This is a genomic window from Armatimonadota bacterium (assembly GCA_020354555.1).
In the GTDB taxonomy this organism is placed as follows: domain Bacteria; phylum Armatimonadota; class Hebobacteria.
On the sequence record CP070648.1, the window covers coordinates 4,156,246 to 4,170,309 of the forward strand.

Genomic DNA, 14,064 nt, shown 5'->3' on the forward strand with positions numbered 1-14,064 from the left:
GAACGCGTGTCTCCTCCCGCGCGCCGCCGACTTGCGTGCCCTTCTCGGCCATGATGTAGGCGGTGAGGAAGATGAGCAACTCCGAGTCACTGTAGTCGTAGCTCGTGCCGGTGAACAAGATCTTGCCGATAATGGGGATCTCGCTCAGCAGCGGCACTTTGCGTTTGCTCTCGCTGATGTTCTTGCGGATGAAGCCACCCATGACTATCGTCTCGCCGTCGTCCACACGCAGCCGCGTCGGCAGCGTGGTTGCCGTGGGCTGCGGTATCTGCTCGCCGTCCGGGCCAGTGATGAAGCCCGCGATGTCGGAGATCACGGTGGTGACGTCACACGTGATGGAGTTGTCCCCATTCACCTGCGGCAGAATTGTGAACGTGGTCACGACCGGCAACGCGTTGAGGATGTTGCTGGTGATGACCTGGCTGCCGGCGAACCCCGGCGGCTGCACGACGGTTTCGCTGGTGAAGTAGAAGAAGGTACGGCTGATGGTGAACGTCACCGGCTGGTTATTCATGGTCGCCAGGCGCGGCGCGTTGATAACGCGCGCCCGCTGCTCGTTGAGCAGTGCCTGAAGCAGGGCTGTGAAGTTGCCCTTGGCAAAGGATATCCCCACGTTGCCGCCTGCGGCTATACCGGCAACATCCATGCTGGTCTCGCCGCCGATCCAACTCCAGTCAATCCCGAACCGGCGCGCATCCTCGACGCGCATTTCGACGAACTGCGCCTCCACCATCACCTGCGGGATGCGCACGTCGAGAGTCTCGACCAGCTTGCGGAATTGTTCGATGGCTTCGGGCGGCCCTTGAACGATGAGTGCGTTAAGCGGCGCGAACGCGACGGGCGGCGATAGGCCTTCGGGCAGCATGTGCTCGAGAGGCGCCCCCGCGCTAATGGCCAGCTCCTCTTCCGCGGCGAGTTCCTCGCCCGGGAGCACTTCCCCCGCGCCCGGCGCCGGCTCGATGACGCCGGGCAGGACGACCTGGCTCAGCTCCTCGAACGGGTTGCCGGAGACCGCCGCGGCGGTCCTGGCGCGGGGGCCCGATCTCATGTTGGCTTGATTGCCGACACCGAGCGGCTGCCCCACGCGCTCGCCGGGCTGGCCGTAGGGAAAGACCACTTTCTGCATCCTGCGATAGGAGTCAGTGTACGGCTCGTCGGCGCCGCCGAAGAAATATGCGAGGTCCTGCGCCTTCATGTATTCGAGGGTGAGCACGGCCCTGGTCTCTTCCGGCTTGAGAGACTCCGGCAGCGGCTCGGCCTCGACCGGCTTCGGCTCCGAGTGACTGCCCCGCGGCTCGCCGCTGACGACGTACACCCCGCGCTCTTTCCACCAGTAGAGCTTGTTGGCCGCGCAAATGAGGTCGAGGATCTCCTCGGGCGTCTTCTGCGAGAGATTCATGGACACCGTGCCCTGGACATCGTCAGTCATCAGGACGTCCATGTCTTGCGCCTGCGCGATCAGGCGGATGACCTCCTCCACTGGCGCGTCTTTGAGGGTGAGGGTCTCAATGCCCGTCGGCGGCTCCTCGCCGATTGCGGGTAACGCGATGAGCACAGAGACTGCGCACGTCAGTGCGAGGATGGTGCGCCTGAGCGTCGCTACTCGTATCATTTGGCACCCTCCTACTTTGGGCCTGCGGCGAACCGCTTTTACGCCGGGAAATCGCCCCCCGAGGCATCCTACACAGTCGACCGGCGCCCGACGGGACGGACGGCCCGCCGGGCGCGCAACGAAACGCGGCCCGGCCTGCTACCACTCCGGCAGCAGCCGGTCTCAGCAACGCATGCCGTTTCTACGCCGGCGTGCCACGTACCTCTTAGAAACCTCGCCCAAATCCGCTGCCGCCGAAGCCGGATCGGCCACCGAAGCCGGATCGGCCGCCGTAGCCGCCGACGCCGCCACGCCCGCCGACGCCGCCCATCCCGCCGTAGCCGCTACGCCCACCATAGCCGCCTATGCCGCCGTAGCCGCCGACCCCGCCGTAGCCGCTACGCCCACCATAGCCGCTCATGCCGCCGTAGCCACTACGTCCGCCGTAACCACCCATGCCGCCGTAGCCACTACGTCCGCCGTAACCACCCATGCCGCCGTAGCCGCCGCCGTAGCCGCCGCGCCCACCGTAGCCGCCGCCAATACCGTAACGAGACATCCCCGGCATACCGGCCGTGCTGGAGTAGGCCGCGGTCCCGCCGAACCAGAACGCCATGTCCATGACCGAAGCATGCCGCACCGGGATGATCCCGAGGTGATCCGCGCCTTCGGAGGTCGGAGCCTGATCCGACACCGGGACGATCGGCGGCTCACTGACGCTCGGCGGGGGCGGGGGCGGCGGGGTCATTGCAGCCGGGTAGATGTGGTACACCTCACCCTCGAGCCGGTACGTCAGGTTGAGACTCTCCAGCACCGCGCGCAGCGCTTGGTCCCAACTCACGTCGTTGAGGCTCACATTGGCCGTTCCCCGAGCGCCACCTTCGAGCACGAAACTCCGGTCCGTGTTCTTGAAGAGCATGGTCAGAGCGCTCTGCAGGTCGGCGTCCTTCAACTCCAAGGAGATACGATCTTCCTGGGCCAACGCGGCACCCGATGAGCTGAACGCCAGACCGATCATGAACGCGCACACTACCACCCACGCTGTCGTCCGCATCGTACACCTCCCTACCCGTGACGGGTAGCAACCAGATTCGTCCGCTTCGCCTCCGCCACTGCACGCTGCACCGCGCCCGACTGCCTGTCGTCGCGGCGCCCCGAGAGCAAGTCTGTCTGCCGCTGCAGGCCACGGCCCGCGTGCTACGCCTCAGTACGCCTGGGGAGCCGCGGGCCCGGGCAGGCCCGGGCGGCCCGGCGGCGTCGCCGTACGCACCACCGATGGCGCGGGCCCCGTGCGGTTGCGCAGCGGCACCTCGACCTCTTGGCCGCCCGTCGTCGCCAGCATCAGCGCCTCCGGGCTAATCGAACGCACCGTGCCCCCGTCCACCGTATCCCCGGGTTGCACCACAGCCACAGTGTTTTCCGTCTCGATGATTGCGTACACTCGATCGTTCCACAGCACGCCAGCCATGCGGCGCCGCTCCTCCGGCGGGCGCGGTACGGCTTCCGGAGGCAGCTGGGCTATCACCGGGGGAATGCCGACCTGCACGACCGCCGGCGGCGGCGGCGGCGGTGGCGGCGGCGGCGGCTTGGGCGGCGGCGGGAATAGCGGCGCAAATGGATCGACGCGGTACGGCTCAGCGGGCGCCGCCGCGGGCCCTGCGGGGGCCCCCGGTTTCGGCCCACCGGCAGCCGCCAAAGCGCCGGGGGCGCCCGGTCGCGCGGCAATGCCTACCGCACCTGCCCCAGGCCGGGCCTTCGTCTTGCTCGCCGCCGTCGTCTCTTTCGTTGCGGCGGAGGTCTCGGCCGCGGTGGTCTCCTCTCCCTTGGGCTTGCGCAAGACCAAGAAATACAGGGCTACGAGCACGACGACCGCAAGCCCGATAGCGATACCCAGTCTCTGCTTATCCTTGGCGCTCATTGCCTTCTCCACAACTTTGGACGACCGGCACTGGCCCAGGGTTCCCCGACGTCAGTCGCGGCCGCCACCGCCCATGCGCAACCGGATCTTCGTGCCGCCCGGCGCGCCCGGCGCACGCGCTCCGCCAGCCTTCGCAGCCCCGGCAGGCCCACGCATTGCCGCTATGGCGGCCGGTGACGGCCGGGCCAGCGCCTGCTGCGTCATGATGTACACGGTAAGCGGCATGGTGACATTGAGATTCGGGCTCGTGCCCTGGATAGTGATCCCCCCGATGACCCCAATGCGCGGCATATCCTTGAGCTGGCGCAGGAAGTTGAGTGCGGCAGGCAAGCTCTTGGCCTGGATGCCGAAGCCTCCCATCGGCAGAGTCAGGAGCGGCGGCAACAGGGTTGGCTGTAGGGGCGAAGCAGGCACAACTATGCCTCGCGGTTGGTAGCCCCGGGAGGCGAAGAATTGCAGCAACGCCGGGCCGGTGCCCGTGCTGTACTCGCGGTGCAAATCGAACATGGCCTGGAACGGCTCGGTCGATAGCTTGGGCATCGAGGCCAACAATTCCTCTGCCGCGCTTTGCGCCGTGTCCCGGCTCTGCTGCGCTTGGCTAAGGGCGGCGACTTTCTCCGGCAGTTGTCGCCACGTCGCCTCGGCCTGCTCCTGCTTCGCGCGCACATCCTTGATGTGCTGCAGCTGCGGTTGGAGGAATGCGAGCGAGAACGCGACGAGCAGCGCCACGAAGATGACCCCGCTGGCGCCTATTATGTGGAGTCTGTTGACACGCGACAAGAAGTTCATGGCTGATCCCTCAACCCGATTCAGTTGCGGCCGCCGCCCAATCTCAGCTTGATCTGGCCGGGTTGTGCGCCCCGCCCGCCGGCACGCCCGGCACGGTCGCCCGCCGCGGGCGCCCCGCCCACCGGCGGTCGCGGCGGGACCAACCGCCGCGCGGCTTCCGGCCTCATGGTACACACGAAGGTCACGGCGATGGGCAGGCGGTCGGTCATCAGCGCCGCCGCCCCGCGCGCGGCGCCTCGCGCTCCCGGTCCGGCGGTGCGCCGGGCGAGTGGGCCCACACCGCCGGCGGCAGGCCGAGCGCCGCTGCGCGACGGCTCATTGCGCCCCCCGCCGAGACGCAACTGAAGCCCCCCCGACGCGGCAGGTCGGGCCGCACCAACCCGTGCCCTGGCGCCGGGTGCCGGCCGCGCGCCGGCTCCTTGATTCCAACCGCCAGGGACGCCTCCGATAGAGAAGGCGACGTTTGCGTAGACCGGCGAACGAATGATGTTGAGGTACGCCTTGCGGAACGTCTCCAGACTCTCGGTTCTTCCCTGGATCTGCACCTGCAGCGGGGATGGCGCCAGCGAGTGGATCTGCACCCTGCTGTAGATCCACTTCGCCATCTCGGCCAGAGTGTCCGCCCAGGCCGCATGGTACTGGTCAATCTGCTTGTCCCAGGTGACCCAGCGACCGTAGAACCCGGCCTCCGCCTGGGTGGTCTGGATGGCCTTGTCGTACTTGCCGACGTTGGCCGCCAGGTCTTGCCAGTATGCGAGTTCCCTTTCCGCATCGGCGACCTGACCCCTGACTCTCGTCATGACGAAGCCGAGCACCGCCAACTCCAGGAGGATGACGACGATGACGAGGATGATGACGCTGCGGATGCGCTGCCGTTCGAGAATGTGGGCGGGCAGGAGGTTAATCTTGATCATCGTCTCACTCCAGGATATCTCGTATGGCCAGCCCGACGGCGATGGGCAACAGACACCCGACCTCGTCGAGGTACTGCTTCCTGTAGAAGGGCGGCAGGAAGTCGAGTTTGATCAGAGGATCGCCGAGGTCGACGCGGATTCCGATTTCGTTGGAGATGAAGGGGGCGAGGTTTTCGAGCTTGGCGGTACCCCCGAAGAGCACGATCCGATCCACGCTCGAGTCCGGATAGCGAGAGCGATAGTATTCGAGGGAGCGGCGGATCTCGGCGACCAACTCCGAGAGCGCCGGCAGCATCGCCTCGTATACCCTGCGCGTGACGGCATGCGTGCTGAGCTCGATGCTCGGCGCGGGGAAGGATTCCGCCGGCGCCTGCTCAAGCGGCTGTTCCTCGGCGGCTTGGGCCTCGGGCGGCGGCTCGGCGGCTGTCGGCTCTGGAGGCTGGGGAAAGTCGAAGATCTGCTCCGGTACCGGAGCCGCCTCGCGCCGAGCGGGCACATCATCCAGCTCGGCTGAGAGATCGAAAACGGGTTCGGCGGCAGCGCCCTCCGCCGCGGCGGGCGCCTCCTCGCCAGCTTCGGCGGGCGCCTGTGGCGTTTCGGGCATCTCGATCTCTGTCTCAGCGGGCGGGGGCATGGCAGCCGCGGGCCGCTCGCCGAGTATGACCATGCCGGCTTCTTTCTTCAGCCGCTCGGCTTCGGCGAGGTCGCGGCCGAGGTTTTCGCTGATCGCATTGGTCAGACTGTCGCCCGCCATCGGGACCGGGCGGTTGAAACTGAGCAGCCCGTCGCGGATGATGCTGATGTCGGTGGTGGTGGCGCCGACGTTAACCAGCGCGATCGTCTCGTCGTACAGCCCGTCGTCGGCGCGCACGTCCACCAGAGAGCGCGTCGCCGCGAGCCCTTCGATGTCCAACGCGCGGGGCCGCAGTCCGGCGACCTGAAATGTGGCGAGGTAGGCGTTGATCATGTCCTCTTGCGCCACGGCGAGCAGGACTTCCATATTCTGCCGTTCCTCGGGCAGCTCTTCGGGCTCCGCCAACGGCTGGTAATCCATGATCACCTCGCTGGCGGCGAAGGGGATGTGGCGTTCCACCTCCCAGCGCATGGTGTCGGCCAATTCCGGCCGCGACATCTTGGGCACCTCGATCGGACGCACAACGAGCGAGGACTGCCCGGCGACGGACGCGACCGCCTCGCGGGTGCGTATGCCTTGCGCCTGGAGCAGCCCGCGAATGGCAGTACCCAGCGCTGCGGGGTCGACGATGACGCCGTTCGCGATCACCTCCGGCGGGGTCGGGCGGATGCCCACGTTGAGGAGCTGCAGCGAACCCCGTGAGGAGCGCATCTCGACGACCTTGATCAGGTTGGTGCCGATGTCCAACCCGAGAACGGTCATGTCACGGGCGATGCTAGGAATGGCTGGCATATACGTTCCCTTGCTGGCGTGGCCGGCGACCCAGGCTTTCCGCGGTCATTATAGCACACGCGCAGTGCGGCGGCAAGGTCGCCTGCGGACGCCCGAGCGCCTCGGATATCGCCCCGATTCGACTCAGCCGGACTGCCCCCCTGCACGCTCTGATGCGAGCCGGCTTCCACGCCGCCAGTCGCGATCTCGCGCGCTTTCCGCTATCAGAAGCGTCGGTCATGGAAGCTCTGGGTCGAAGGCCTGGTAATACACGTCGCTGTCCGCGGCCGCTTCCCCGGCAGGCCCGGTGGGCGCGCCGCGAGTGCTTGTCCAGAACAGCCACACTTGCGCGTACCGCGGGTCCTTCACTGCGTACAGCCCGAGCTCGTTGGCGCGGTGGTCAACCGGCACCGCGCGCGCCGCGCGTTCGGCGCCGAAGACCAGGGGCGCGGTGAGTCTCGACCCCGACCCGCCCTCGTAGATGAAGTGCGCCTGAGCGCTGCCGCCGACCACCGCCAAGACTTCGACGTAAATGCGGTCGGTAGCGTTCAACGCGAACGGGCCCTGTCGTTCGACAATTGTGTACTGCCGCGGCACCGGGTCGAGCTTGGGGCTGAGCGCGGTCTGGAACAACAGCGCGTTGACGTTCCCCGGTGTGCTCCGCCGGTACACCCTGAAGTAGATTTGCGCATTCTCCGTGGCGTAGTCGGCATACTCGCCGTACGCCGTGAAGTTGAAGGCCCACACGCCCTCGGGTATCGCCGTCACATCCGGGGTCACGGCCTGGGTGTCGAACGGGATCCCGGCGCCGACCGCGAGGTCGACCCCAGCCGCGTCGGGCCCGCGCTGATGGAGCTGTCCCGCGGTGGCCGGCTCGGCCGACGCCTCGTCGTGGAAGTAATACGTCAGTGCCTCGCGCAGGCTCAGGTACATGATGTCCGCACCTGCGGTCGGCTGGCCGCCCTGGGTCCAGAACACCCACAGGCGCGGATCGTAGGGGACCGGTTGCGGGGCGCCGCCGCCGTCGAGGTAGCGATAGGTTTCGACGAATGCGGACGGGTTTGATTCGTCGGCCGGGTCGGTGGTGAGCCGCAGCAGCTTCGGCGTGTAGTCCGCCGTCACCTCCGCCAGCGGATCGGCGCTGAAGTAGACCGTGCCGAGCGCCGGATCGAACTCGGGGTTGTACGTTCCGTCGTTGATGCGATAGCGGCCGGTGCCGAGATCCACCGGCGCGCCTGCCAGCCGGACGCCGCCGACGTAGATATTGACTTCCCCGTCGACCGGCGGGTCCGATATCACCCATTCCTTATGGCGGCTGGCGAACACCGTCCGGCCCGCGCCGGGAGTAAGCGTTTCCGAGAAGCGCGCAAACGGCGCCTGCGCGAGTGTGCCCGGCTCGTAGCGAGCGCAGTAGATGTCGTAGTTGCCGTGATACTGCGAGGCGCCGGAGAATACGACCCACAGGTAGCCGTCGAAGCCGAACGCGCTGGGATGACGCGAGGCTTCCAGGCCTGCGGAGGTGACAAGCGCTTGCCTCGCCCACCCGCTCCACGCGCCGCCGCCCGCGGGGCGGCTGCGGTAGAGCACCGCCAGCGCGGACGCCTGGGTTGTGCTGTGCTCGCTGAAGACGACGTAGTCGTATTCATTCACGCCGTCATCCAGAGCTTGCAGCACCGGCCGCGGGCGCAGCCGAAAGACGTCGCTCATGTTGGCCGGGTTGCCGCTGGCCCCGGCGACGTCGGGTAGATCCTGGACCTCGCCGGGTGCCTGCCATGGCGAGGCCCACAGCAAGCGGTTATCGTAGGTATGCCCGCCGGTGCCGGTCTGCCGCAGCGCCGAGCCGCCCCAGAAAAGCCACTCATTGCCGTCGGCATCGACGCCGTGGCCGGGCGTGAGGTGGCCCTTGCTGATCCAGCCCGCAGGCACGTCCATGGGGTCCCAAGCAGGCGCCGGATAGCTCACGGCGCCTGCCCACGCGTCGGTGGGGCGATCCAGCGCATCGTACCACAGCATGTACGGATCGGCCTCGGTCGGCTCCGTGCCGTCGGTTCGATGATTGCTCGACCAGAACACACGCAGCGTATCCGGGTCAACCCAGGTGACGCACGGATCCACGTCAACCCCCAGCACCGGATCTCCGTTGTTGTCGTAACCCGTGAGGCGGCGTTCGACGACGCGGACCCTGACGGGAGAGCCATCGCGAGTGGTGACGCCGAAAGCCGTGGCCACGGCATCGGGCGGTGCGCTGTAGGTGCCCGAGGGCTGGTCGTGCGGGACGACGAGGTCATCCGCGAGGTTGCCGGGGTCGTCGAGCAGCAGCCATCCCTGGTCGGGGCGCACGGCGCCGACCGGGGTCTTGGCGATAATTGACATGACGCTCGTTGGGTCAATGTCCCAATAGGTCGGCCGCGATTCCTCCCACGGCGTCGGCTGCAGGCTGGTCAGATCGGCGCGCTCGAGACGCACCGCGGCCAAGCCGGTGAGCGGATCCACGTCCCTGGGGTCAACCTGAATCGGGTTGAGGTCGAGGTTGCCGAGGTTAAGCAGCGCCGGCATGGGGACGCCCGCGACGGTTCCCGGCGGCGCCTTGGCGGCGTCCACCGTTTCGGACGCGATCCTGAGCCAGGGTTGGAGCGAGAGGGTCGCCGCAATCTGGAACGGCGCGAAGCCGCCCGGGGCAGGCACCTCGACGAGCCGGCCGTCCACGTCGAAGTCGAACTCGTTCTCGAATTTCGTTTCCCCGGGGTCCCACGTCATGTTGCCGTTGAGGTCAACGTAGATCGCCATCTCGGAGGTCAGCGGGTTCAGATTCGGCGCCTGGTAGATGCCGGGGGAGAGATAGCGCGGTATGTCGCCCCACACCCAGACATTGTCGCTCTGCCCCGGGCCGAGCGACGCGTGATCGGGGCCGATGTTGATGCGATTCTCGGCCAGGTAGTTCTCGTCGCGGAACTCGTAGCTCGGATACGTGCCGCCCGCCTGGGCGAGATCCACCTTGCTCCAGCGCACGACGTTGCGGGGATAGGTCGGCCCGGTGCCGGTGATGGACTGCTTGCTGATGTTGACCACGGCGAAGGAGGTGTTCTGCGTCTGCGTGCCCGGGTTGACGGCGGCGCCGCCGGCGAGATCATATGCCACCGGCGTCACCTCCAGCGGGTTGTGAATCATGAAGTCGAATTCCTGGGTGCGCGCGCCGCCGGCGTCGAGGTTCGGCGCCCACAGCGGCCCCCAGTCCTCGCGTCCGGGCGAGCCGCCGCGGTTCTGCTCGATCGAGAGGCGCCAGTAGTACGGCGTCCAGGGGCGGTTCGGTGGCTCGGTGACGGAGACCGCATTGGGGCTGTACGCATAGCCGCGCGGGGCAAGATGAATCTTGAACGCAGTAAGCCCGAGGTTCTCCCCGATGTATTCCGGCCGCGGATCGGGGTACGCGGCATCCTCGTACTCGTAGGCCTCCTCCGGGCGCCCGCTGCGGCTGTCGGCGGCGGTCAAGACGTATTCGATGGCGTATGAGAGCGGCTGGTTCTCGGGCGGCGTGCCCGCGGCGGGATCATTCACCGGGTCGTAGGTGAAGACGACCCGATAGCGCTTGCCCCACCCGGCGTACACCGTCACCGGCTGAGCGATTGCCTGCTCGCCGGTGCTCGCCGCCATGACCGCCCCGGAGTTGATGGTCGTGCCCGGCTTGCCGCGCCCGCCGAGGAAGACGTACAGCATATCGCCCCACGCGAATTTCTCGGGATCCCAGGGGTAGAGCGGCTCGGTCACTCCCTGCGTCACCGGGTCGGTGCGGCTGACGTACACCTCGGGCGGCTCCAGCGGCGGGATCACCTGCACCGTGTCGTTGACCGTCGCGCGGAACGACACCTCGCCGGTTTCCTGTGGCCACAGCTCACCGATGGCAGGCCACATCACGGTGCCTGTAGCCACGACGTAGTACCCGCCGTTGCTGGCGCTGCCGTCAACGTAGTCGAGTTCCGCCGGCAACACGTCGGCGATGACGACATCCTCCGCCGGCACGGCGAGCAGGCCGGCATCATTGCGGAAGCGCAGCGTGTACGTGATCTCCTGGCCGACGTCGGCGACTTCTTTGTCCGCCTGCTTGGTGAGAGTCAACACGCTGGGCGTGATGACCGGCGGCGGCACCACAGGCGGCGGCACGCCGAACGCTGCCGCCGGGCCGAAGGCGTACATGATGCCGTCATGCCCGCCGAGGTAAACCAAGGCGTCTCGTCGCCGCGCGACTTCGGTGACTTCCCCGCCGCTCTCGGAAACCACCCGCGTTGTCTCCCCCTCCCACAGCCCCGGCGAAGCGGTGAAGGCGGTGGGCTCACTCAGCGCACCGCCGCCGCGCGGGTTGAAGCCGGGCAATCCGTCGTTGGGGTCAACCCAGACCGCGCGACCGGCCTGATCCACGCAATAGACGCGGCCGCGCGCGAGCGGCGCAGGCTGCGCGACGCGGAGCACCGAGGTCGCGAAGTAGATGAGCGACGGACCTTCGAGACGGCTCGTGAAGTTGCCGTCGTATGAGAAGTACAGCACTCCGCGGTTGCGTGCGCCGAGGGTGACCCGGCCCCAGACTTCAACCCTGAGGTAGTCTTCGGGATCCAGCGTCGCGTCCGCGGCGAGCACGGCCTCGCTCTCGTATTCAATGGATCTCGTGCTATCGTCAATCAGCTCCGCAGGGAAGCTCAGAATCAGCGATCCGGTCGCGTCGCTCGGCGTGCAGTGGAAGACCTTGAAGTAGAGCCACGCCTGGTCGCCCATCGGCTGGAGATCGGCCCGCGCCCAGAAGTTCATGGTGTAGGTTCCGCGCGGCAGCACCGACGGCATACCCGACTCCGACGCCTGCGGGTGGGTGCGGAACTCCTGATCGAACTTCTCGTCGGGCAAGGTGACCTGCGCCGCCGCGGGGTTGTAGAACGCGAGGGTCATCTGCCCTGCGGGCTCGTCGCCGTCGCGGTCTCCGGCGCGCAGCGTGCTCAGGTGCCGCGGCCGCGGCGTTTGGGGCGGATCATCGGTCACGATCTCGTTAACGAAGTACAACAGCACCGGCGCCGCAATCGCCGCCGACGACTGTATCTCACCTGCGGCGGCGAACGGCCACACCCCGGCCGCCGGCGTGCCGTTTGGATTCAGCGCGTACATGAAGCCGTCGAGCGAACCGATATACACCGTACCGTCGGGGCCGACGGCGGGGGTCGCGGTGACACGCCCACCGGTCGCAACTGCCCACTGGAGCTGGCCCTCGATCTGGTTCGGCGCCGTGAGCACGGGCTGCACGCAGTAGACGTTTCCGTCGTTGGCGCCGAAGTAGATGTGCTCTCGATCCGCGTCAAGCGCCGGCGATGACTCGATGGAGCCCAGCGCGGGGTCGCCCGATACCGGGAAGCGCCACAGGATGCCCCCGTCATTGCCGTCGAGCGCATAGAGGCGCCCGTTCATCGAGCCGACGTAGACTTTACCCGAACTGCTGTAGGCAGGTGACGAGCGAATCTCATCGGCGAGGTCGCCCTGGCGCAGCGCCCGCGCCCACCGGCGGCTGCCGTCCACGGCTTCCACCGCGTGGATGAAGCCGCCGTGGGTGCCGAAGTATACGACGTCGTCGCCGCTGATGACGGGGGACGAGCTGATGGCGCCGAGCGAAGTCTGGCTCAGCCCCGGCGTAATAAGTTGGGAATCGGACCCGCCCTGGGTATCGTTGCCCTCGAGCAGCAACTCCCAGCCGCCGGTGCCGCTGCCGGTTGAGGTCACCTGGCGTATCATCAGCTCGACGAAGATGTACTCGCCCGCGACGAAATGCGCCTCATGGATGCTCGGCGTCTCGATGTGCGTCCACACGCGCTGGCCGGCGGGGAGCAGCAACTGCCGGGTGTCCTGGGTCCAGCCGAGCAGCTCCTCCTCGAGCACCAGCGACGGGCCGCCGGGGTCAATCGTCACTTTGCTCATGCGGTACGTAATGAACCCCGCGGCTTGCTGCGTGTTGCTCGCGTCGGCGCGCAGGGCGAGGTCGAGCACCCACTCGCCCGCGTTGAGCGTGCGCTCCTGCGCGCTGTCGTTGATGTGGAACAGCCAGCCCGCCTGCGTCAGCGCCGCCGGCGGGGTGTTGACGACCGCCGCGTTGGTCGTCCGCGGGATGAACTGAACGTAGCGCCCGCCGGCTTCGGTCGCGGTGCGCGCAATGGTTGCGGGATTGGGGTCGGTGCCGCTGCCCGGGAAGGGGTAGAGCGGCGCGGTATCGGTCGGGAAGTCCGCCGGGAGGTCCGGGGACAGGTAGCCGCTGCGGAAATACGCGATCTGGTTGACCGCCGGGTAGGTCCACTTGACCGTACCATTGGGGTTGAACGCATAGAGGCGGCCCAGGTCGCGGCCGGTCCCCTCGTAGCTGCCGATGTAGATGCTGCCGTCATCCCCAACGGCAGGTGAACTGCGGAACCACGCGTCGGGCACCGCGGAGCTCCACAGCACATTGCCCGTGGATGCATCGAACGCCCATACCGAGCCGTCGTCCGCACCGGCGTAGACCGCGGGCACCTGGATCGGCGTCTCGACGCGGCTCAGCGCCCGGCCCTCCACCACGAGCACCGCGCTGCCCGCCTCCACGGAAACGCCGATGGCGATGCCGTCGGTGGGCTGGAGCAGCGCATCCTGAGCCATCCGGTGCACGTATTCGATACGGCGCAGCGCGCCGTTGGGCGTCTGGGGGATGGGGATCGTCACCGGATCGAGGCCGGGCACTGCGGTGCGCGTGTCGGGCGTGGCATGGGCGAAGCGATAGATCGTGAAGTTGATGTTGGTCGCTGCGGGGACGTCGGTGATCCAGAAATCGAAGGTCCACAGCCCGGCAGGGATGCGCATCTTCGCCTGGTAGGTCCCGTCGGTCTGCTTGACGAATTCCTGGCGGCTGTTCGGATCCTGATTACGGTAGAGCAGGCTGTTGAGCGTATCGCCGCTGGCGCCGGCGAACTGCATCGCCGTGCTCGTTTCGAAGAAGACCTCGGTCGGCGCCGCCAGGATCGGCACGCCGTACGCGTCGTCATCCGGGAACTCAGAGCGCAGCACGAGCGGATCGGTCGGTCCGGGCGGAACCGCGCCGCGTCCGGTCCACGCGTTGTAATGGAAGTACCAGACCTTCTTGGCGCCCGGCACGTCCTCATCCACCTCGGAGGTTGCTGCGGAAGACCACATGGCACCCTGCGGCCCGTGCGGGACGTGGTCGGCCTCGTAGGGCAGGATGGCGTCGCCGCCCTGCCACCAGCGCGTTTCGGCCACGGCCGGGCCGGACTCCCGCGCATTCCCGCTGTGTGCGGCGTCGCGATGGAACATCGGCCATTCGGTGCTCGCCAGGCCCGCCCCCCACACGGGGCGCGACGCGACACCGAAGGCGACGAACGCCGCCACCGCCGCCACTCGTACCCACCTGTATCTGGACGTGCTCACGATTGCGTCA

Annotated in this window: 7 protein-coding genes; all 7 read right to left on the reverse strand. The window is 67.5% G+C overall.

The features are described from left to right. A partial coding sequence (locus JSV65_17020; protein UCH34215.1) for a type II secretion system protein GspD occupies positions 1-1,612 on the reverse strand: 1,612 nt, incomplete at its 3' end. Between the two features lie 205 nt (positions 1,613-1,817). Then, a complete protein-coding gene (locus JSV65_17025; protein UCH34216.1) occupies positions 1,818-2,645 on the reverse strand; it encodes a hypothetical protein in 828 nt (275 codons plus the stop codon). Between the two features lie 150 nt (positions 2,646-2,795). Further along, positions 2,796-3,509 (reverse strand): hypothetical protein, encoded by a 714-nt coding sequence (locus JSV65_17030; GenBank protein UCH34217.1) that lies wholly within the window; start codon positions 3,507-3,509, stop codon positions 2,796-2,798. 51 nt (positions 3,510-3,560) lie between these two features. Continuing rightward, complete coding sequence (locus JSV65_17035) at positions 3,561-4,298, reverse strand: hypothetical protein (GenBank protein ID UCH34218.1); 738 nt, start codon at positions 4,296-4,298, stop codon at positions 3,561-3,563. A 20-nt stretch (positions 4,299-4,318) separates the two neighbouring features. Then, the gene (locus JSV65_17040; protein ID UCH34219.1) at positions 4,319-5,212 is read right to left on the reverse strand and encodes a hypothetical protein; all 894 of its coding nucleotides are present in this window, start codon (positions 5,210-5,212) and stop codon (positions 4,319-4,321) included. 4 nt (positions 5,213-5,216) lie between these two features. Beyond that, positions 5,217-6,638, reverse strand: coding sequence for a type IV pilus assembly protein PilM (gene pilM, locus JSV65_17045; protein ID UCH34220.1), 1,422 nt, complete (start codon positions 6,636-6,638; stop codon positions 5,217-5,219). A 216-nt stretch (positions 6,639-6,854) separates the two neighbouring features. Next, on the reverse strand, positions 6,855-14,054 hold the full coding sequence (locus JSV65_17050) for a PQQ-binding-like beta-propeller repeat protein (protein ID UCH34221.1): 7,200 nt from the start codon (positions 14,052-14,054) through the stop codon (positions 6,855-6,857). Positions 14,055-14,064: the final 10 nt, after the last annotated feature.